21 protein-coding genes, 1 pseudogene and 1 riboswitch are annotated in these 19,437 nt (G+C 73.9%); of the genes and pseudogenes, 8 read left to right on the top strand and 14 right to left on the bottom strand.

What is annotated here, in order from left to right; all coding sequences use genetic code 11:
- Positions 1-889, bottom strand: an 889-nt coding sequence (locus AC1DQC_RS18955) for a universal stress protein (protein ID WP_477052782.1), incomplete at its 3' end; no start/stop codon positions are given.
- Positions 890-1,144: 255 nt separating this feature from the next.
- Between AC1DQC_RS18955 and AC1DQC_RS18950 the strand changes: the two genes are divergently transcribed.
- The 4 genes from AC1DQC_RS18950 to AC1DQC_RS18935 all read left to right on the top strand — a co-directional run bounded on the left by AC1DQC_RS18950 (position 1,145) and on the right by AC1DQC_RS18935 (position 3,772).
- Positions 1,145-1,441, top strand: coding sequence for a type II toxin-antitoxin system VapB family antitoxin (locus AC1DQC_RS18950; RefSeq protein ID WP_056087555.1), 297 nt, complete (start codon positions 1,145-1,147; stop codon positions 1,439-1,441).
- Positions 1,438-2,070, top strand: a complete 633-nt coding sequence (locus AC1DQC_RS18945; protein ID WP_477052781.1) for a LytR C-terminal domain-containing protein — start codon at positions 1,438-1,440, stop codon at positions 2,068-2,070. Before AC1DQC_RS18950 ends, AC1DQC_RS18945 begins: the two co-directional genes overlap by 4 nt.
- 86 nt (positions 2,071-2,156) lie before the next feature.
- A complete protein-coding gene (locus AC1DQC_RS18940; RefSeq protein ID WP_477052780.1) occupies positions 2,157-2,348 on the top strand; it encodes a hypothetical protein in 192 nt (63 codons plus the stop codon).
- Positions 2,349-2,494: 146 nt separating this feature from the next.
- Positions 2,495-3,772: a glycosyltransferase 87 family protein gene (locus AC1DQC_RS18935; protein ID WP_477052779.1), complete on the top strand. Its 1,278-nt coding sequence runs from the start codon at positions 2,495-2,497 to the stop codon at positions 3,770-3,772.
- Positions 3,773-3,778: 6 nt separating this feature from the next.
- On the opposite strand, the gene AC1DQC_RS18930 is transcribed toward AC1DQC_RS18935, so the two are convergent.
- Entirely contained in the window at positions 3,779-4,726 is a 948-nt protein-coding gene (locus tag AC1DQC_RS18930) for an LLM class F420-dependent oxidoreductase (protein ID WP_477052778.1), read from the bottom strand.
- Between the two features lie 156 nt (positions 4,727-4,882).
- On the opposite strand from AC1DQC_RS18930, the gene AC1DQC_RS18925 reads away from it, so the two are divergent.
- Positions 4,883-5,434: a DUF1684 domain-containing protein gene (locus AC1DQC_RS18925; protein WP_477052784.1), complete on the top strand. Its 552-nt coding sequence runs from the start codon at positions 4,883-4,885 to the stop codon at positions 5,432-5,434.
- Complete coding sequence (locus AC1DQC_RS18920) at positions 5,431-6,249, top strand: hypothetical protein (RefSeq protein WP_477052777.1); 819 nt, start codon at positions 5,431-5,433, stop codon at positions 6,247-6,249. Before AC1DQC_RS18925 ends, AC1DQC_RS18920 begins: the two co-directional genes overlap by 4 nt.
- Before the next feature lie 64 nt (positions 6,250-6,313).
- On the opposite strand, the gene AC1DQC_RS18915 is transcribed toward AC1DQC_RS18920, so the two are convergent.
- From AC1DQC_RS18915 to AC1DQC_RS18895, 5 genes are all read right to left on the bottom strand, one after another.
- Complete coding sequence (locus AC1DQC_RS18915) at positions 6,314-7,246, bottom strand: Fpg/Nei family DNA glycosylase (protein ID WP_477052776.1); 933 nt, start codon at positions 7,244-7,246, stop codon at positions 6,314-6,316.
- A gap of 10 nt (positions 7,247-7,256) precedes the next feature.
- Positions 7,257-9,140, bottom strand: coding sequence for an AAA family ATPase (locus AC1DQC_RS18910; RefSeq protein ID WP_477052775.1), 1,884 nt, complete (start codon positions 9,138-9,140; stop codon positions 7,257-7,259).
- Positions 9,141-9,281: 141 nt separating this feature from the next.
- On the bottom strand, positions 9,282-10,076 hold the full coding sequence (locus AC1DQC_RS18905; protein WP_477052774.1) for a tyrosine-protein phosphatase: 795 nt from the start codon (positions 10,074-10,076) through the stop codon (positions 9,282-9,284).
- Between the two features lie 13 nt (positions 10,077-10,089).
- Complete coding sequence (locus AC1DQC_RS18900; RefSeq protein ID WP_477052773.1) at positions 10,090-11,265, bottom strand: RNA polymerase sigma factor; 1,176 nt, start codon at positions 11,263-11,265, stop codon at positions 10,090-10,092.
- Between the two features lie 28 nt (positions 11,266-11,293).
- A complete protein-coding gene (locus AC1DQC_RS18895; protein WP_477052783.1) occupies positions 11,294-11,677 on the bottom strand; it encodes a YciI family protein in 384 nt (127 codons plus the stop codon).
- A 191-nt stretch (positions 11,678-11,868) separates the two neighbouring features.
- Positions 11,869-11,977: riboswitch (SAM riboswitch) on the top strand.
- 16 nt (positions 11,978-11,993) lie between these two features.
- Here AC1DQC_RS18895 and AC1DQC_RS18890 point away from each other — a divergent pair.
- Both AC1DQC_RS18890 and AC1DQC_RS18885 read left to right on the top strand, forming a co-directional pair.
- Positions 11,994-12,521 carry an NADPH-dependent FMN reductase gene (locus AC1DQC_RS18890; RefSeq protein WP_477052772.1) on the top strand — a complete coding sequence of 176 codons (528 nt, stop codon included), beginning with the start codon at positions 11,994-11,996 and terminating at the stop codon, positions 12,519-12,521.
- Positions 12,518-13,063: a flavin reductase family protein gene (locus AC1DQC_RS18885; RefSeq protein WP_477052771.1), complete on the top strand. Its 546-nt coding sequence runs from the start codon at positions 12,518-12,520 to the stop codon at positions 13,061-13,063. The genes AC1DQC_RS18890 and AC1DQC_RS18885 overlap by 4 nt, the downstream gene beginning before the upstream one ends.
- Positions 13,064-13,128: 65 nt before the next feature.
- Here AC1DQC_RS18885 and AC1DQC_RS18880 read toward each other — a convergent pair whose 3' ends face one another.
- The 7 genes and pseudogenes from AC1DQC_RS18880 to AC1DQC_RS18850 all read right to left on the bottom strand — a co-directional run.
- Positions 13,129-14,313, bottom strand: a complete 1,185-nt coding sequence (locus AC1DQC_RS18880) for an LLM class flavin-dependent oxidoreductase (protein ID WP_477052770.1) — start codon at positions 14,311-14,313, stop codon at positions 13,129-13,131.
- Positions 14,310-15,416, bottom strand: a complete 1,107-nt coding sequence (locus tag AC1DQC_RS18875; protein WP_477052769.1) for an FAD-dependent oxidoreductase — start codon at positions 15,414-15,416, stop codon at positions 14,310-14,312. The genes AC1DQC_RS18880 and AC1DQC_RS18875 overlap by 4 nt, the downstream gene beginning before the upstream one ends.
- A gap of 103 nt (positions 15,417-15,519) precedes the next feature.
- The gene (locus tag AC1DQC_RS18870; RefSeq protein WP_477052768.1) at positions 15,520-16,494 is read right to left on the bottom strand and encodes an ABC transporter substrate-binding protein; all 975 of its coding nucleotides are present in this window, start codon (positions 16,492-16,494) and stop codon (positions 15,520-15,522) included.
- A 105-nt stretch (positions 16,495-16,599) separates the two neighbouring features.
- On the bottom strand, positions 16,600-17,367 hold the full coding sequence (locus tag AC1DQC_RS18865) for an amino acid ABC transporter ATP-binding protein (protein WP_477052767.1): 768 nt from the start codon (positions 17,365-17,367) through the stop codon (positions 16,600-16,602).
- Positions 17,367-18,410, bottom strand: coding sequence for an amino acid ABC transporter permease (locus AC1DQC_RS18860; RefSeq protein ID WP_477052766.1), 1,044 nt, complete (start codon positions 18,408-18,410; stop codon positions 17,367-17,369). The genes AC1DQC_RS18865 and AC1DQC_RS18860 overlap by 1 nt, the downstream gene beginning before the upstream one ends.
- 2 nt (positions 18,411-18,412) lie before the next feature.
- Positions 18,413-19,018 carry a GNAT family N-acetyltransferase gene (locus tag AC1DQC_RS18855; RefSeq protein WP_477052765.1) on the bottom strand — a complete coding sequence of 202 codons (606 nt, stop codon included), beginning with the start codon at positions 19,016-19,018 and terminating at the stop codon, positions 18,413-18,415.
- Position 19,019: 1 nt separating this feature from the next.
- A pseudogene (locus tag AC1DQC_RS18850) lies at positions 19,020-19,437 on the bottom strand (LLM class flavin-dependent oxidoreductase); the annotation flags it as partial.

Raw genomic sequence — 19,437 nt, 5'->3', positions numbered from 1 at the left:
CCACGAGACGACGCTGCTCGGCGATCCGCGCGGGCGGTGCGCTCGGCAGGCCGTCGGTGGCCAGCACGTGCACGGCCAGGAGCTCCGACCCGGCCGCGCGCTGGGCGATCCGGGCGCCGCGGCGCAGCAACGTGTCGCCCTCGGGTCCGCCGGTGACCGCCACGACCACCCGCTCGCGCGCGGGCCAGGGCGACTCGATCCGGTGCTCGCGCCGGTAGGTGGTCAGGGCGTCGTCCACCCGGTCCGCCAACCAGAGCAGCGCCAGCTCACGCAGCGCGGTGAGGTTGCCGACCCGGAAGTACTGCGTCAGGGACGCGTCGATCTGCTCGGCCCGGTACACGTTCCCGTGCGCGAGCCGGCGGCGCAGGGCCTCCGGCGCCAGGTCGACCAGCTGGATCTGATCGGCGTCGCGCACCACATGGTCCGGCACGGTCTCGCGCTGCTTGACCCCCGTGATCGCCTCGACGTCGTCATTCAACGACTCCAGGTGCTGCACGTTCACCGTGGTGACCACGTCGATCCCGGCGTCCAGGACGTCGTGCACGTCCTGCCACCGCTTGGCATGCACGCTGCCCGGCACGTTGGTGTGCGCGAGCTCGTCGATCATCACCACCTGCGGCGCCCGGGAAAGGACCGCGTCCACGTCCAGCTCGGTGAACGACGCGCCACGGTGCTCGAGGGCGCGTCGGGGCAGCACCTCGAGCCCGTCCAGCTGCGCCGCCGTCGCCGCCCGACCGTGATCCTCGACCAGCCCGACCACCACGTCGGTGCCACGCGACATGCGCCGGTGGGCCTCATCGAGCATCGCGTACGTCTTGCCGACCCCCGGCGCCGCACCCAGGTACACCGTCAACCGACCGCGCCTCGGGGGCACCTCGCCGCTGGTCACGAGCCCATTGTCTCGCTGGTCACGAGCCTATGGTCTGCAGCCCGAGGTTGACTCGCAGCAGTTCGCGCGCGGTTCGCCGAGGAACCTGAGGTCACGGCCGACGGCGAGCCGCCCGACGAGCGACTCCGCCGACGCCACAGGCACACACCGTCGACGCGCGACTGGGCCGCCCGCGATGCTCATGAGCGGTCCTGACGCGATGACTCCACCCGCAGGATGAGCCCAGGCACGCAGCCGGTCACCTAGACTCCGTCCGTGATCTTCAAGGCGGTGGGCGAGGGCAGGCCTTACCCGGACCACGGGCTCGAGACAGCCAAGCAGTGGGCCGAGGTTCCGCCGCGCCAGGTCCGCCTCGACGAGCTGGTCACCACCAAGCGCACGCTCGACCTCGACGCCCTGCTGGCGGAGGACTCCACGTTCTACGGCGACCTGTTCGCCCACGTCGTCCAGTACCGCGGCGTCATGTACCTGGAGGACGGCCTGCACCGGGCCGTCCGGGCGGCACTCCACCAGCGTGCTCTGCTCCACGCCCGGGTGCTGGTGGTCAAGTGACCGAGCAGGACCGCGGTCGTCAGCTGCGCCGACGGCACATGCACGAGCGGCAGGCCGTCATCTTCGGCGTGCTGCTCGCCGCCATGGCGCTCGCCGGGCTCGGTGCCGCGGCCATCTTCACCGGCAGCCTGAACCTCCCGGTCTTCGCCCGCGACTTCGCCACCGAGCCCAGCGCGACCGCGAGCCAGGATCCGTACCCGTGCCCGCCGGCCGGTGCGATGCCCGTCCCCTACGGGCAGGTCACGGTCAAGGTCTTCAACGCGACCACCCGCGTCGGGCTCGCGGGAGCGACGTCCGCGGCCCTCGCCGAGCGCGGGTTCGTCATCGGCGCGACCGAGAACTTCAGCGTCACGTACGACGGCAAGGCGCGGATCATCTTCGGCACCGCCGGTGTCGCCCAGGCGTACACGCTCGCGGCCCAGCTGGACGGCGCCGTGCTGATCCTCGACCCGCGCACCGACCCGACCGTCGACCTCGTCCTCGGCGCGGAGTTCCCCGAGCTGAAGGCCGTGGACACGGTGACGCTCGACCCGGCCGCGCCGCTGGTCGCACCACCGGGCTGTACGCCGTTCGACGAGGTCGTGGCACCGGCCGCCCCGGCGCCGACGGAGACCCCCGCGGCCGGCTGACCGGCCCGCCGTGCAGCTGCCCGGCACCCGTGCGAGGTTGGTGGTCTGACCGTGGTCGCCGACCACGACCGACCTGGGAGCCGACGATGACCGACAACGCCCCCGACCCGGTGGCCTCCTCCGCGCCCACGGCGCCGGCACCGCCCGACGACACCGAGCGCGGCGACGCCTACGTGGAGTCGCAGACCACCGCCATCTTCCCCGTGGCCGGCGCGGGCGCCGGGACGGTCCCCGCGGCCGTGCACCCCGACGTCGACCGGCGGGTCCAGGACGAGTGATCTCACAGGTTGCGGGGCCCCGTCGCGCAGGAGGGTCGGGCTAGCCTGAGGCCCTGCCCGTCTGGTCGGCCTGGTCTGGGCCCGCTCCCTCGGAGGTCCCGCTGCTCAGCGCCCCGCTGCACCGAACCCTCCACTCCCGGACGGCCGTGTGGGTCGCCTTCGCCCTGGTGCACGGCTGGCTCGCGCTCGTCGGCCTCGTGCTGATCCCCCAGCAGGCGTTCTGGGACCTGGACCTCTACCGCTACTGGATGTGGCTGGGCCTCTACCGGGACCAGTGGCCGGTGCTGTCCGGCTCGTGGGTGTACCCGGTCGGAGCGATCGTGCCGATGCTCGTCGCCGCGGTGGGCGGCACCGGCGGTGTGTCCGGGTACGCGCCGGCGTGGGCGGCCATGATCACGCTGCTCGACGGCATCGCGCTGGCGGTCCTGCTCCGCGTGCGCCGTCCGGGCCGGCCCGACGACGCCCCGACCACCTACGGCGCCTGGTGGTGGCTCGCGTTCCTGCTGCTGCTCGGGCCGGTGGCGATGGGACGGCTCGACGCGGTCGTCGCTCCCGTGGTCGTCGTCGCCCTCGCCATCGCCCTGCGGCACCCGCGCATCACGTCCGCGCTGCTCACGGCCGCCGCCTGGATCAAGGTGGCCCCCGGCGCTCTCCTGATCGCCCTGTTCTTCGCCGTCAAGCGCCCCTGGCGCAGCGTCGTGGTGCCGGCGGCGATCGTCAGCGTGGTCGTCGTCGGCGTGACGGCGGCGCTCGGCGGGTTCGCCCACGTGGCGTCGTTCCTGACCGAGCAGGACGAGCGCGGGCTCCAGATCGAGGCGCCCGGGGCGACGCCGTGGCTGGTCGCGGGCCTGTGGGTGCCGTCGATCACGCGCGGTCTCAACCAGGCGATCGTCAGCTGGGAGATCTACGGGCCGGGCACCCAGGGCGTCGCGGACGTGCTGGGGGCGCTGTTCTTCCTGGCCATCGGCGCGGCGGCGCTGCTGCTGTGGTGGCGCCGCGAGCACCTGGGCGCGCGGATGTGGTCCGGCGGCATCGCCCGGACCGAGCTGCTGGTCCGCGGCGCGATGCTGCTCACGCTCGCCATGCTCGTGTTCAACAAGGTGGGCTCGCCGCAGTACATGGGCTGGCTGGCGCCGCCCGTCGCCGTCGCGCTCGCGCTGCGTCTGCCGGGCTGGCGCACGACCGCGTGGCTGGTCGCGGGGATCGCCGGGGCGACGCAGGTGGTGTTCCCCTGGCTGTACAGCGAGGTGATCTACGGCGGCCCGGGCGTGACGTTCACGCTCGCGGCCCGCAACGTCGCGCTCGCCGTCCTCCTGGTGCACACCGTCGTGGCGCTGGTCCGGCCGGTGTCGCCCGAGGACCCGGCGGACGACCAGGTCGAGGACGTGGGCCGCCCGGAGCGGATCAGCAGCGCGGCGTCGTAGGACGCCTCAGCCCAGCTGCGTGGCCACCTCCGACGCCACGAGCTCGAGGTGGTCGAGGTCGTGCAGGTCGAGCACCTGCAGGTAGACGCGGGTGACGCCGAGCTCGCGGTACGAGCCGATCCGGTCGACCACGGCGCTCGGCGTGCCGGCGAACCCGACGGCGCGGACCTCGGTGGCGTCGCGGCCGATCGCGGCGGCCCGACGCGCCACCTCGGCGTCGTCGCGACCCGCGCACAGCACCTGCGCGACCGAGAACGTGAGCGACGCCGGGTCCCGACCGGCGTCCTCGCACGCCGCGCGGACCGTGGCCACCCGGCCCTCGACGTCGGCGGGCGCGGGGAACGACATGTTGAACTCGCTGGCGTACTTGGCGGCGAGCGCGGGCGTCCGCTTCGGGCCGCTGCCGCCGACGATGACCGGGACGCCGGGTCTCGTGGGGTCAAGCGGCGAGAACTGCACGGGCTTCGGCAGCGCGGGCGCGTTGGTCAGCGTGTAGTGCGACCCCTCGAACCCGTAGCGAGACCCGATCGGCGTCCCCCACAGACCGGTGATCAGCTCGAGCTGCTCGGTCAGCAGGTCGAACCGCTTGGCCGGGAACGGGATGCCGTACGCGGCGTGCTCCTCGGCGAACCAGCCGGCGCCCAGGCCGAGCTCGACGCGGCCGCCGGACATCTGGTCCACCTGCGCCACCTGGATCGCGAGCACTCCCGGGTGCCGGAAGGTTGCCGACGAGACCAGGGTGCCCAGCCGGATCCGGCTCGTCTCGCGCGCCAGCCCCGCGAGCGTCGTCCAGGCGTCCGTCGGACCGGGCAGGCCGTCGCCGTCGCCCATGTTCAGGTAGTGGTCGGAGCGGAAGAAGGCGTCGAACCCGAGGTCCTCGGTCGCCTTGGCCACCGCGAGCAGGTCGTCGTAGGAGGCCCCCTGCTGGGGCTCGGTGAAGATGCGCAGGTCCATGCGATCCACCCTCACACAGGTCGCCGCCGCTCGCGGCGCGACGTCCACGCGTGCGACGGTGGACCGGTGAGCGTTGGATTCCCCACCCTCGTGCCCGAGCGGCACCCCGCCGACGAGCCCTTCGCGGTCGCCGACTGGCGCCGCCGCGTGGCGCAGATGTACGCCGACGTCCGTCGCCTCGCGGAGTCGGACCCCGCGACCGCGCACGCCGTCTGGGTGCAGCGTCGCGACGAGCTGCTGGCCGAGCACCCCGCCTCGCCGCTCGACGCGGACGCGAAGGCGGCGTTCGAGGGGCTCGCAGTCCCGCACTACGACCCGGCGTACCGGTTCGAGTGCGCGGTGCTGCCGGCCGCCCACCAGCGCCTCGACGTGAGCACGGGCACGGACGGCGTGGTGCCGTTCGAGCGGATCGGGACCGTCGAGCTCGGCGACCTGGGCAGCCTCGCCGTCTGGGTGCTGCGCGCGTACGGGGGCGGCCTGTTCGTGCCGGTCAAGGACGCGTCGCCGGACACCTACGGCGGCGGTCGGTACCTGCTCGACACCATCAAGGGCGCCGACCTCGGCATGGTCGGCGACCGGCTCGTCGTCGACCTCAACTTCGCCTACAACCCGTCGTGCGCCTACGACCCCGCGTGGACCTGCCCGCTGGCCACCCGCGCGAACACGCTCGGCGTCGAGATCCCCGTCGGAGAGCGCACCTTCTCGTGAGCGCGCTCACGTCGATGTGGGCGTGGGACAACCCCGTCCCGTCGTCCGTCGACGCCCGCGGCCGCGGCTACGCGCCCGCGGAGCCGGCGGCTCTCGTCGCGTTCTGCCACGAGCGTGCGCTCGACCGCGTGTTCCTCTCGGCACCCTGGGCTGCCGACGAGGGACCGGTGGGCGACTGGTTCCGCGCCGCGACCTCGGCCCTGCAGGCGGCGGGGGTCGCGGTCGGTCCGCTGGGCGGAGACCCCGGCTGGCTCGGGCAGCCGGAGCTGGCGGTCACCTGGGCGCTCTCTGCGCTGCGCTCGGGGCCGAGCGACACCCTGCAGCTCGACGTCGAGCCCTGGGCGACGGCCAGGTGGTCCACCGACCGCGACCGCCTGTGCAGCCAGTGGCTCACGCTCCTCGACGCGGTGCTCGACGCGCTGCCGCCGGCCGTGACCCTCGGCGTCGACACCCCGTGGTGGCTCGCGCACGAGCCGTGGGGCGACGGCACCCTGCTCGACGCCGTCCTCGCGCGCGCCGGCCGGGTGGGTGTCGTCGCGTTCAGCGACCACGCGCGCGGACCCGACGGGATCATCGCGCTCGCGGCGCCCGCCGCGGTCGCGGCGTCGGCGGCGGGCCGGCCGTTCACGGTCGGGGTCGAGACGGACACCGCCGAGGTGGCCGGGGGCGCGCAGTACACGTTCGTCGACGAGGGCGCCGCCGTCCTCGAGAGCGAGACGGCCCGCGTCGAGGCCGCGTTCGGGCAGCTGCCCGGCTACGAGGGCGTTACGGTGGAGCACCACCGCGCGTGGCGGACGCTGCTGGGCCTGGACTGATCGATCAGGCCATGAGCGACGGCAAAGGTGCCGAGAACGACCCTCATGGCCTGGTCGGGCGGCGTCACACCTGGCAGGCCGGGCACCAGTAGAGCTTGCGGGTGGCCATCTCCTCGACGACCACCGGGTTGCCGCTGACCAGGCACGGCTCGCCCGTGCGGTGGTACACCCAGTGCCGGAGGCTCGGGTCGGTGAGCGCGCGCTCGCGCTCGGAGGGCGACAGGTTCTCGCGCGTGATCATCACGCCCGTGCGGATCCCGTCGGCCAGCAGCTCCGCCCAGTCGTCCCAGAGCGCCCGCGCGACATCGGTCGGGACGCGCCGCCCCGGGGTGTGCGGGTCGAGCCGCGCGCGGAACAGCAGCTCCGCGCGGTAGATGTTCCCGATGCCGGCGACCACCGACTGGTCCATGAGCAGCTGGCCCACCGCGACGTTGCGGGAGGTCAGCCGGTCGACCATGACCTCGCCAGCGGCGGCCAGGTCGTCGGTCGACGCCGGGTCGGGCCCGAGGCGCTCGATCGCCGCGGCCGCGCCCGCCGGGTCGAGCACCTCGCACGCCGACGGCCCGCGCAGGTCGGCCACCGTGTCGGCCGACGCCAGCCGCACCCGCACCTGGCCGACGGGGTCGGGCGGGAACGTGGCGACCAGGCCGCCCTCGTCGGCGGGGCTCTCGCGCTCGTCCTCGCCCATCCGGACGGCTCGCCGCAGCCGCGGGGCGCCCATGCTGCCGACCGCGTAGCCGCCCGCCAACAGGGGCGTGAGCGACCCGTGGAAATCCCACGCGCCGTACAGCCCGAGGTGCACACGCAGCACGTCGCCGCGCTCGAACGTGCAGAACAGCTGCTTGCCGACGGCGTCCGCCGCCAGCAGGACCTGCCCGTCGAGCCGGGCCGCGCCGGCGGCGAACCGACCCTGCGGTGAGCTGACCGCGAGCGGCCGGCCGACGAGGTCGAGCGTGAGCTGCCGCGCGATGCGGTGGACGGTATGACCCTCGGGCACGCCTGGAAGGCTAGGCCACGCGCAACCGCTCCGCCGCCGCGACGGCGGCCTGGGCGGCCGCACCGGCCGCGACCGCCGCGCTCTTCTCGCTCTCCTCGCGCTCGATCAGCTGCTGCTGCGCCAGGGTCGCGGCCTCGAGCACGTCGGTGATCTCGGTGCCGAGCAGCTCGTAGCGCTCGAGCAGCGCGTCGCGGAGCGCCTCCACCAGGTGGCGGTGCCGCGACAGCAGCCGGCGCACGGTGCTGCGGGCCTCGTCCAGCACGGCCTCCAGCTGGGCGCGGGCCTGCGCGTCGCTGAGCACCGCGGACACCAGGTCGTGCGGCGTCGCGGCGAACGAGATGAGCGACCCGGTCATGCCGGCCGCCCCGACCATCTGCGCGGCGGTGCGCGTCGCCGACGCGAGGTCCCCGGCGGGACCCGTGCTGGTCTGCCCGAAGAACAGCTCCTCGGCCACCCAGCCGCCCATCGCGATCTGCACGAGCGCGCGCAGGTCGTAGTGGGAGTGCGTCCAGACCTCCTCGCAGTCGTCGTGCGCGAGCAGGCCGAGGGCGTCGCCGCGGCGGACGATGGTGAGGACCTCGAGCGTGCGGTTCGGCGCGGCCAGCCAGGCCGTCACCGCGTGGCCCGCCTCGTGCGTCGCGATGAGCCGCTGCTCGGCCTCGGTGTAGCGGACCGGCTGGCCGATGCCGACCATCTCGGTGATCCGGGCGTGCTCGACGTCGGCGAACGTCATGGCCAGCGACCCGCGGCGCAGCGCGTTGACCAGCGCCTCGTCCAGCAGGTGCTCGATCATCACCGGTGTCCAGCCGTTGGTCGCGGCGGCCAGCCGGTCGCGCAGCACCGGGTCGTCCAGCTCGGGGTCGGTCGAGCGGCGGGCCAGGAAGTGGTCGACCAGCGCKCGGCGGCCGACCGCGTCKGGGGTCGCGAACGTGAGCCGGCGGTCGAACCGGCCGGGCCGCAGCAGGGCCGGGTCGAGGGAGTCGGCGCGGTTGGTCGCGGCGATCAGCAGGATCGGCGCCTTGACCGGCTTGCGCTGGCGCAGCTGGCGGGTGGCCGGCAGCAGCAGGTTGGCGCGCGCGAGGAAGAAGTTGACCAGCTTGTCCGTCGGCGTCGGCTCGTCGAACGACTGCATCTGGACCAGCAGCTCGTTGACGACGCCGCCGGTGCCCTCGCTGACGACCGCGTTCTTGACGACGCCGCCGAACGGACGGACGTCGAACGCGCTCGCCGTCATCGACGACATGCCGCCGCGCGCCGTCGCGATGGCGTCGATCTCCTCGATGAACCCGATCGCGCCGCCCTCGGTGCGGGCGGCCTTGCGCAGCGCCTTGAAGTACGCGCGGATCTTCTTCGCGGTCGCGCCGTAGTACATCGACTGGAACGACGTCGCGGAGACGAACAGGAACGGCACGCCCGCCTCGGCGGCCATCGCCTTGGCCGTCATGGTCTTGCCGGTGCCGGGGAGCCCCTCGAAGAGCAGGCCGCGGCGGGGCGTCCCCCCCATCTGCTCGGCGAACTGGCGGTGCGTCYGGAAGAGGTCGATCGAGCGGCGCACGTCCTCCTTGACGGGGTCGATGCCGATCACGTCGTCCAGCCGGACGTCCACCTGCTCGGGCCGGTAGACCACGTGCGGCGACCGCGCGGTGCCCACCTGCGTCGCGACGAGCAGGAGCAGCAGCGCCGCGAAGAAGAGCACCGGGACCAGGACGAGCGGGTCGATCGTCGGCATCGGCGGGACCAACGGCCGGTTCAGCAGGGAGCTGATGATGACGTACGCCTGCAGGGCGAGGATGACCGTCGCGGCCCGGTACACCCGGCGGCGGCGGACGCGGTCCCGCTCGACGGCGATGTCGTGCGCGCCCCGTCGGATGGGGGAGATGATCTCGTCGGCCACAGGCGTGCCTTTCCCTCGGCGCCTGGGATCAGACGACGCTGCGTCGCGGGAGGTGCGATCTGCCCATCGTGGGTGCGGCCGGGTGAGTCGGCAACATCGGACATATCGGACCACCCGAACGGTCCAACGGTGGGCCCGACGTCACCCGTTCGTGCGCAGCGTCCTGCGGAGCGCCTCGATCTCCACGTCGCCGAGGCCCAGCCCGTCCCGCAGGTAGCCGTCGAACGACCCGAACTGCTCGTGCATGGTGTCGAGGGCGGCCTGCAGGTACTCGGCGCGGACCTCGAGCATCGGCCGCAACAGCTCGGGGTCGCCACCCGCGGCGGCCAGCTGCTGCAGCAGGGGGGCGAACGTCTCGCGGACGGCGGGGTTGACCGCGAGGAACTCGTCGAGCGCTCCCGCCTCGTCGACGCCCGCGGCGAGCAGCAGGATCGTCGCCGCCCACCCGGTCCGGTCCTTGCCCGCCGTGCAGTGGAAGAGCACCGGGGTGCGCGTCGGGTCGAGGACCGTGCGCACGAGCGCCGCGTACGCCGTGCGGGCGGACTCCCCGACGACCAGGTGCCGGTAGACGTCCACCATCTGTCCGGCGAGGTCGAGCTGGGCGAGGGCGTCGGTGTCGCCGCCGCCCAGCAGCAGCGGGATCTGGGCAGCCGTGCCGCCGGGCAGGTCGGCGAGCGCGTCGAGCACGAGCAGCGTCGCGCCCGCGGGCAGCTGGTCGGGCCGGCCCGCCCGCTCGTCGGCCGTCCGCAGGTCGACCACCGTGCGGATGCCGAGCCGTGCGAGGGCGTCGTCGGTGGTCGCCGCGGTGTCCGCGAGCTCGGCCGAGCGGTACGCAATCCCCGTCGCCACCGTGCTCCCGTCGGCGGTGGGGCGGCCGCCGATGTCGCGCAGGTTGGTGACGGCAGGCGACAGGAGGATGTGCTCGTCGACGCTCACGGGGCCCAGGCTCTCAACCGTGCCGGAGGCGCGCCACCTGCAGCCGCAGGTAGTCCCGCTCCGCCAGGCTGGTGGTCCGCCGCGATGCCAGCAGGAGCTCCTCGGCCGCCTCGGCGGGCCGCCCCGCCCGTTCGAGCAGGTGACCGCGCACCGCGGTGAGCCGGTGGTGGCCCGCCAGAGGCTGGTCCAGCGTCGCCAGCAGCGCGAGGCCGGCCTCCGGGCCCTCGACCATGGCGAGCGCGACCGCGCGGTTCAGCGTGACCATCGGGTTGCCCGTCAGGCGCTCGAGCACCCCGTAGAGCGCGAGCAGCTGGGGCCAGTCGGTCTCGTCGGCGCTCCTCGCGTCGTCGTGGACCGCCGCGATCGCGGCCTGGACCTGGTACTCGCCGATCGCGCCGCGCACCAGGGCCGCCTCGACCAGCGCGACGCCCTCGTCGATCATCGACCGGTCCCAGAGGCTGCGGTCCTGCTCGGCGAGCGGGACCAGCTCCCCGCCGGGACCCGTGCGCGCGGGCCGGCGCGCGTCCGTGAGCAGGACGAGCGCGAGCAGGCCGGCCACCTCGGCGTCGTCGGGAAGGCTCGCGTGCAGGTCGCGCGTCAGTCGCAGCGCCTCGCCGGCCAGGTCGGCCCGGGCCACCGCGGTCCCCGTGCTGCTGGCGTACCCCTCGTTGAACATCAGGTAGAGCACCCGCAGCACCGCCCGGAGCCGCTCGGCGTACTCGGCCTCCGACGGCATGCGGAACGGGCCGTCCAGCCCCCGCAGCGTCCGGCGGGCCCGGCTCAGTCGCTGCGCCATCGTCGGTTCCGGCACGACGAACGCCCGCGCGATCTCTGCCGTCGTCAGCCCGCCCACCGAGCGCAGCGTCAGGGCGATGGCCGACGCCGGGCTGAGCGCGGGATGGCAGCAGCCGAAGAGCAGGAGCAGGGAGTCGTCGGACTGCAGCGCGTCGACGCCCTGGTCCATGGTCGCGACGAGCTCCTCGCGCCTGCGCCGCGCATCCTCGCTGCGGTAGCGGTCGACCAGCTTGTGCTGCCCCACGACGACGAGCCAGGCGTGCGGGTTGTCCGGCACGCCGGTGCTCGGCCACTGCGTCGTCGCGGCGAGCAGCGCCTCCTGCAGGGCGTCCTCCGCGTCCGCCAGGTCGCCCGACCGCCGGACGAGCACGCCGAGGACCTGCGGCGCGAGCACGCGCAACAGGTCCTCGACGCTCGGCTGGTCACTCAGGGGAGGGCGCCGCCATCAGCGCGCGGACCTCGAACACCTGCTGGAGCGGCACGCCGTCCGGTCCGGGTGCGGCCGACGCCGTGGCCGCGATCTCGATGGCCCGCGCCTCGTCCTCGACGTCGACGGTCCAGTAGCCCGCGAGGAACTCCTTCGACTCGGCGAACGGCCCGTCGACGATCACCGGCGTGGACACCCCGTCGCTCCGCACGAACTTCGCGGTGTCCGGCCACGCGAGCCCCTGGCCGTCGACGAACTCCCCGCTGGTCACCAGCTCCGCACCCAGGTCCTGCTGGAACTGGATGTGGCGCCGCACGTCCTCCGGCGCCCACGTGTCGATGGGCGGCACGCCCTCGATGAAGTAGTTCATCAGCAGCATGTACTTCACGGTGCACTCCCGTTCGTCGGGCTCCGGTCAGGCCTGTCACCCACGGGTCGGAGCCGCTCGCACGTTCTCGACACGCATCCTTCCGGTTCTTCGCGACGCCCGTCCCCCTCCGCTGTCCGTCATTCGGGATTCTCCGGCGAAGCCCTTGCCGGGCGGCGGCCCGTTGCTACAACTCCGCCCTAGGTCACGAGCACCAGCGCGAAGCCCCGGCTCGCTGGTCAGCAACCCCTCCACGACGGGGTGCTCCGGGAGATGACCTGGCCGTACCGACCGGTGCGGCAAGCGTGCAGCGAGAAGGAGCTCCACCGTGGTCCACCAGCCAGTTCCCGACGTCGTCGCCCTCGTGGGCAACCCGAGGCCGGGGTCGCGCACCCTCGCCGCCGCCGTGCAGGTGGCGGACCGGCTCGCCGAGGGCGTGGACGTCACCACCGTCGACCTGGCCACGATCGGTCACCAGCTCTTCACGGCCGACCGCTCGCTGCTCGACGCCGCCCTCGCGACCGTGTCGGGCGCCCGGTTGCTCGTCGTCGCGACGCCGGTCTACAAGGCGACGTACACCGGCCTGCTGAAGTCCTTCCTCGACCTGTACGGCCCCGACGCACTGGCCGGCGTCGTGGCGGTCCCGCTCGTCGTCTCGGGCGGCCCGGCCCACCTGCTCGCCGGCGAGGTCCACCTGCGACCCCTGCTCGTCGAGCTCGGCGCGACCGTGCCCACGCGCGCACTCGCGGTCACGGAGGCCGACCTCGCCGACCTCGACACCGTCATCGACCGCTGGCTCGAGCGCGCGTACGGCCCGTTGCGCGCGGCCCTCGACGTCGCGGCGCTGACCGCATGACCGCCGAGATCCTCCGCGTGCTCGACGCCGACCTCACCCAGCAGGACGAGCCGCAGCTCAGCCCGCAGGCCTACAAGGACGTCTTCCGCCGCCACCCCGCCGGGGTGGCCGTCGTGACGCTGCTCGACGACGAGGGCCGGCCCGTCGGCTTCACCGCCACCTCCGTCATCTCGGTGTCCGCCGAGCCGCCGCTGCTCGCGTTCTCGCTCGCCTCGACCTCCTCGTCGTGGCCGGCCCTCTCGACGGCCCGCACGCTCGCGATCAGCTTCCTGGCCTCCGGGCAGGACGACGTGTCCGCGCGGTTCGCGACGAGCGGCATCGACCGGTTCGAGGCGGGCGGGTGGACGGCCCTGGAGACCGGCGAGCCGGTCATCGACGGCGCCGTGTCCTGGGTGCGCGGGCGCGTCGTGCAGCGCGTCCCCGTCGGCGGCTCCTACCTGGTGTCCGTCCGGGCGCTCGCGCACGGCATCGCCGACGAGGCCCTCCCGCTCGTCTACCACGACCGCACGTACCACCGGATCGGCGACCACACGGCCGTCTGACCCGTCGCAGAAGGCCCCCGGCATCGGATGCCGGGGGCCTTCTGGCGCGCGCTGACGTCCGCGCTCTAGCGGGAGCTGGCCGTTGCCAGGGCGCCCACCAGCTCGTCATCAGTCGGGCCCCACGCGCGGGCGAGCAGCTCGTACGAGCGGGCCGTGTCCGCCGGGTCGTGCGTGATGGTCGTGATCAGGAGCTCGTCGGCGCCGGTCGCGCGCACGAGCGCGTCGAGGCCCCGGACGACGGCGTCGGGGTCGCCGACGATCCGGGTGTCGATCCGGTCGCGCAGCAGCGCCTGTTCGGCCTCCTCGCGCAGCTCGAACGGCGTGGTCGTGCCGGGCCGCGGGTACGGGACCGCGCCGAGGCCCGCGCGGATGGAGAGCACCCACTCGCCGAACGGGTCGGCGAGCGCGACGGCCGCGGCCTCGGTCTCCGCGACCAGCACGTCGGCGGACACGACGACGTACGGCTCGTCGAGCACCCCGGGAACGAACGCCGCGCGGTAGGCCTCGACCGTGTCGAGCACCGTCGCGGGGCTCACGTGGTAGTTGGCGGCGAGGGGCAGGCCGAGCTCACCGGCCACGCGCGCGCTCTCCCCCGCGCTCGACGCGAGCACCCACAGCGCCACGTCCGAGCCCTCGACCGCCGGGCTGGTCACCCCGCGGTCGCCCGCCGTGGCGGTCCCGGCCTGCAGCGCGAGAACCGTGGCCAGCTCGTCGCGGAACCGGGCCGGCGTGCGGCCGGCGCCGAGGAATTCCTGGTGGGCCACGAACCGCGCGCGCAGGGCGGGGTCGGGGTCGGCGTAGTTCAGCGGCGGCGCGGCCGGCACGAGCAACCCGTCGACCACGCGGGCCTCCGACGGTGCGACCCGCGGGCGCGGGGCCGACGGACCCTCCTTGCTCGGCGGCGGGAACGAGGCCCGACCCAGCCCGAGGTCGACGCGCCCCGGATGCAGCGCGGCGACGGTCCCGAACTGCTCGGCCGCGACGACCGGGCTGGTGGACCCCAGCAGCACGGCGGCGGACCCGACGCGGATGGTCGAGGTGGCGCTCGCCGTCAGCGCCGCGAGCACGCCGGGCGTCGACGACGCGACGCCCGCGGCCAGATGGTGCTCGGCGTACCAGACCCGCCGGTACCCGAGCCGCTCCACCAGCCGCGCGCGGTCGACGGCGGACCGCAGCGCGTCGGCGCCCGTGCTCCCCTCCGGGACGGGCGCGAGGTCGAGCACGGACAGGGGGACGGCACGGCGGGTCATCGGATCTCCTGCAGGACGGGGCGGGACAGGTGGAAGGCGGGGTGCGAGGCCGACACGGGGTCGCCCGGGCGCTCCTCGGCGAGGTCGGCCAGCACGCGACCGATCGCGGGGGCGAACTTGAAGCCGTGGCCGGAGAAGCCGGCGGCGACCACGAGGGGGCCGCGGCGGTCGAGCACGAAGTCGTGGTCGGGGGTGGTGGTGTACGTGCACGAGATCGGCGCCGGCGTCGAGGCGTCGACGCCGGGCAGCCACTGCGCCGCGTACTCCTGCAGCAGCGCCAGCTGGGCCGGCTCGGGCGTGAACGTGCGGCGGTCCGGGTGCGTCACGGGTCCGACGGCGTGGAAACCGACCTTGATCCCCTCGCCGGGGGTCCCCAGCCCGTACGTGCCGCTGGGCCACGGGTGGTCGCCGAGCGGGCGGTGCGTGAAGCTCGGCCAGTCGTCGGGCGTGCCCGACCGCAGCGCGAAGTGCGCGGGCTGCTCCTGCGTGACGACGAGCGGCGGCGCCGCCGACCCGAGCAGCGCGGACGTCCAGGCGCCGGCGGCCAGCACGACGCTGCGGGCCCGGAACGGACCCACGGAGGTCTCGACGAGCACGCCGTCGCCGACGGTCAGGGACAGGACCTGCACCTCGTGCCGCACGTCCGCGCCGAGGTGGGCGGCGGCGGACTGCAGCGCGGCGACGGCGCGGTCGGCGTGGACCCGACCGGCGGTCCGGGTCTCGTGCAGCACGGCCCCCTCGAACCGAAGGCCGGGCCAGCGCTCGTGCGCCGCGTCGGGTGTGAGCAGCTCGTGCGGGATGCCGCGCGCGACGAAGGCGTCGAGCACCCCGGGCGACGGCACACCGTGGCTCACGCCGCCCGTCAGGGTGAGCACCCCGTCGAACGACTGCCACAGCTCCAGCGCCTCGGCCGCGAGGTCGAGGTACTCGGGCCGGTCGTACGTCTGCCGGTAGATCCTGGAGGCGCCGTGGGACGCGCCGTTCACGTGCCCCGGCGCGAACCGCTCGAGCAGCACGACGTCGCGGCCGCGGCGCGCGAGCTGCCACGCCGCGGCGGAGCCCATCACACCGCCTCCGACGACCAGGTGGTCGACGATCTGCACAGGTACCTCCAGAACCAGGGGGACGAGAACTGGTGGCCGGCCGGGCGTCCCCCGACCCCGACCGGCCACCGCGGACGCTACGAGAGCATCCGGTCTGGAGGGGTCAGCTCGTCTTGGGCAGACCCGGCGGGTTGGTCTCGGGCTTCTCGATGGCCTCGGCGGACAGGCCCCAGTGCTCGAGGACCTGGGCGTAGGTGCCGTCGTCGAACGCGTGCTGCAGGGCCGCCGTCACGGCCGGCGCCAGGTCGGAGCCCTTGAGGGTGGCCACGGCGATCTGCGCCGTCAGCGGCCAGCCGCCGTTGAGCGTGCCGACGACCTTGAACTGGTCGGGCGCGGTCGCCGCGCTGTAGGCGAGGCTGGCGTTGGGGCCGACATAGGCGTCGACCCGGCCGGACTGCACCGCCAGCAGCACGTCGGAGTAGTTCTCGTAGTACTCCGGCGAGCCGTTCTTGATCGGCTCGAGGCCCTTGTCGATGTTCTCCTGGTTCCAGGCCAGCAGGATCTTCTCCTGGTTGGTCCCGGAGCCGACGCCGACCGTGAGCCCCGCGATGTCCTTGGGCTCCTTGATGGCCTTGATCTTGCTCGACGCGCTGGTCAGCCAGCCGAGCTGGTCGTTGCGGTAGGACGAGAAGTCGTACAGCTCCTTACGCTCCTCGGTCACCGTGACGTTGGAGACCACGGCGTTGACGTCGCCCGACTGCAGGGCGAGCGGCCAGTCGGCCCACGCCTTCTGCTCGAGCTCCAGCTTGAGCCCGAGGGCATCGGCGACGAGGCTGGCGATGTCGGTCTCGTTCCCGATCGGCGTCTTCTCGTCGTCGGCGAGGAAGCCGAGCGGCGGCGCGGCACCGGCCGTGGTGGCGACCTTGAGGACGCCGGACTTCTTGATCTCCGCGGGCAGCAGCGCGATCGCGTCCTCGGACTTCGTGGTGTGGATCCGGTCCTGGTCGGGGCTCGTGCTGATCTTGAGGCCGGCGGCGGTCGCCTCGGGGGAGGCGGCATCGGCGACGTCCGTGTCCGCGGAGGCCGGTCCGGCGCACGCGGCGAGCGCCAGCAGGGGCACGAAGGCCAGTGCGCTCACAGCACGTCGGAAGGTCGTAGTCACGGGGATCTCTCTCTCGGTCGGGAGCGCAGGGGCGCGCTCGTCACGCCGTCCGCGGGGTGCGGGCGACGAAGAACTGGGGGGTCAGAGCACCTTGTCGAGGAACGCGCGGGTGCGCGGGTGCTGGGGGTTGTCGAGCACCTGGGTCGGGGTGCCCTGCTCGAGGATGTGCCCGCCGTCGATGAAGACGACGTTCGTGGCGACCTCGCGGGCGAAGCCGATCTCGTGCGTGACGACGATCAGGGTGGTGCCGGTGGCCGCGAGGTCGCGGATGACGTCGAGCACCTCGCCGACGAGCTCGGGGTCGAGCGCGGACGTCGGCTCGTCGAACAGCACGACCGCCGGCTTGACCGCGAGCGCCCGGGCGATCGCCACGCGCTGCTGCTGCCCGCCGGACAGCTGGCGCGGGTAGGCGTCGGCCTTGTCCGACAGCCCGACCCGCGCGAGCAGCTCGCGCGCCTCGGCCTCGACCTCGCCGCGCGGTCGCTTCTGCGCTGACAGGGGCGCCTCCACCACGTTCTCCAGCGCCGTGAGGTGCGGGAACAGGTTGAAGTTCTGGAACACGAACCCGATGCGTGTCCGCTGCACCAGGACGTCCTTCTCCTTGAGTTCCTGCAGCGCGCCGTCGGCGCGACGGCGGTAGCCGATGAGGTCGCCGTCCACCGCGATGGACCCACGGTCGACCTTCTCCAGGTGGTTGATCGCGCGCAGCAGGGTCGACTTGCCCGACCCCGACGGCCCGAGGATCACGGTCACCTCGCCCGGCTGGACCGTGAGGTCCACGCCGTCGAGCACCTCGAGCGTGCCGTAGGCCTTGTGCACGCCGCGCACCTCGACGAGTCCGGCGGCCATCAGACGTCTCCGCCGTGGTTGGTGCGGACGAGGACGCTGCGCGACCGCCCGTAGCCCGGTGGCAGGTCGCTCGGCAGCGGCCGCCCGCTCACGCGGGACCACCCGATCCCGACGCCCCAGCGCGCCCGCTGCAGCGGCGTCGGCGGCAGCTGCCGCAGGGCGCCCTTCGCGTAGTGCCGCTCGACGTAGTACTGGATCACCGTGATGACGGTGGTGACCACGAGGTACCAGATGCCCGCGACGATGAGCAGCGGGACGACGCGCTGGTTGCGGCCGTAGATGACGCCGACGATGTAGAAGAGCTCGCCGTACGCCAGCACGTAGACCACCGACGTGCCCTTGACCAGGCCGATGATCTCGTTCACGGCCGTGGGCACGATGGTGCGCATGGCCTGCGGCAGGATGATCCGGCGCTGCTGGCGCGACCGCGGGAGCCCGAGCGCGGCGGCCGCCTCGTGCTGGCCCTGGTCGACGCCGAGGATGCCGCCGCGGACGATCTCGGCGGCGTAGGCGGCCTGCGACAGCCCGAGCCCGAGCACCGCGGCGCCGAACTTGTCGATGACGTCGAGCGTGTCGAACCCGACGAACGACGGCCCGAACGGCACCCCGAGCGTAAGAGTCGGGTAGAGGTACGCGAGGTTGTACCAGAGCAGCAGCTGCAGGATCAGCGGCACGGACCGGAACACCCAGATGTAGGTCCAGGCCACCGACCGCAGCAGCGGCGAGCGGGACAGCCGCATGAGCGCGAGCACGGCGCCCAGCCCGAAACCGACCACCGCGGAGGCGACCGTGAGCCGCAGCGTGCCCCAGAGGCCGTCGAGCACGGACGGCCACGTCAGGTACTGCCAGACCACACCCCACTCCCACTTGGGGTTGGTCACCAGCGAGTTGATGACCATCGCGAGCAGGACGGCGACGATCGCGGTGGCGATCCAGCGGCCGGGGTGGCGGGCGCCGAACACTCGGGGCTCGTCGGCGGGCGGGCGGGTGGGCGGCGGCGAGAGGACGAGGGACTCGTCCTGGTGCAGGTAGACGGTGGACACGGTCACTCCGAGGCGGTGAGGGACGGACGGGACGGGGGCGGGTCCGTACAGAGCCACTTCTCGAACGCCAGCGGCCCGATGTCCTCGGGGTCCGCCGCGGTGTCGAACAGCGGGGTGAAGCCGGTGGCCAGGTACAGCGCGGCCGCCTCCGGCTGGCGCGGACCGGTGGTCAGGTAGAGCCGCTCGTAGCCCGCTGCGACGGCGCGCGTCTCGAGCTCGGCGAGCACCCGGCGGGACAGCCCCCGCCGACGGTGCGCCGAGTGGGTCCAGATGCGCTTGTACTCGGCGGTCCGGACGGTCGGCAGCCCGTCGGCGTCGCGCGTGCCCGGTCGGGTCAGCCGCGCGGGGTCCCCCAGCTCGGGCTCGGCGCGCAGCCGGAAGGCGCCACCGGCGACGGCGACCCCCTCGTCGAGCAGGAGGATCAGCGCACCGTCGGGCGCCGCGAACTGGTCGGCCGGGTAGCGCTCGAGCTCCTCGCGGAGCGCGTCCACGCCGAACCTGTCGCCGTACCGCGACGAGTACTCGAGCGCGAGCTCGTCGAGCAGCGGCCGCACGGCCTCGTCGAGCAGGCCGAACGAGCCGACGGTGAGCGCGGTGGTCGTCGTCATGTCAGGCCGTCGCGGCGTAGCGGTCGGCGGCGAGCGGCAGGCCGAGGGTGTCGCGCAGCGTGGTGCCGGGGTAGCCGGCACGGAACCGGTCGGCCCCGCGCAGCAGGGGCACGACGCCGTCGACCAGCGCAGGCAGGTCGGTGTGCACCGACGAGGGCCGCACCACGAACCCGTCGGCGATCTCGTCGTCCACCCAGGTCGAGACCAGCTCGACGAAGCCGGCCGTGGTGCCGACGAACGACAGCGTGCCCGTGTCGACGCCCTCGAGCTCGGCGAGCATCTCGTGCCGCGCCTGTGCGCTCGCCCGGTCCGGGCCGACGACGAGGTGCACGTCGACCAGCACGCGCACGTCGCGSGGGTCGCGACCCGCCGCCGCGACCGCGGCCAGCACGCGGAGCCGGGCCTGCGCGGCCTGGTCC

The sequence above is a fragment of the Cellulomonas sp. P4_H12 genome (assembly GCF_056400905.1).
This window is presented reverse-complemented; position numbering and strand designations above follow the sequence as displayed.

Bases quoted from the DNA above. Each gene is read 5' to 3' on its own strand.
- AC1DQC_RS18930 (WP_477052778.1), bottom strand. From the start codon at position 4,726: ATGGACCTGCGCATCTTCACCGAGCCCCAGCAGGGGGCCTCCTACGAC.
- AC1DQC_RS18895 (WP_477052783.1), bottom strand. From the start codon at position 11,677: ATGCTGCTGATGAACTACTTCATCGAGGGCGTGCCGCCCATCGACACG.
- AC1DQC_RS18865 (WP_477052767.1), bottom strand. From the start codon at position 17,367: ATGGCCGCCGGACTCGTCGAGGTGCGCGGCGTGCACAAGGCCTACGGC.
- AC1DQC_RS18885 (WP_477052771.1), top strand. From the start codon at position 12,518: ATGACCGCCGAGATCCTCCGCGTGCTCGACGCCGACCTCACCCAGCAG.
- AC1DQC_RS18925 (WP_477052784.1), top strand. From the start codon at position 4,883: ATGTACGCCGACGTCCGTCGCCTCGCGGAGTCGGACCCCGCGACCGCG.
- AC1DQC_RS18880 (WP_477052770.1), bottom strand. From the start codon at position 14,313: ATGACCCGCCGTGCCGTCCCCCTGTCCGTGCTCGACCTCGCGCCCGTC.
- AC1DQC_RS18940 (WP_477052780.1), top strand. From the start codon at position 2,157: ATGACCGACAACGCCCCCGACCCGGTGGCCTCCTCCGCGCCCACGGCG.
- AC1DQC_RS18855 (WP_477052765.1), bottom strand. From the start codon at position 19,018: ATGACGACGACCACCGCGCTCACCGTCGGCTCGTTCGGCCTGCTCGAC.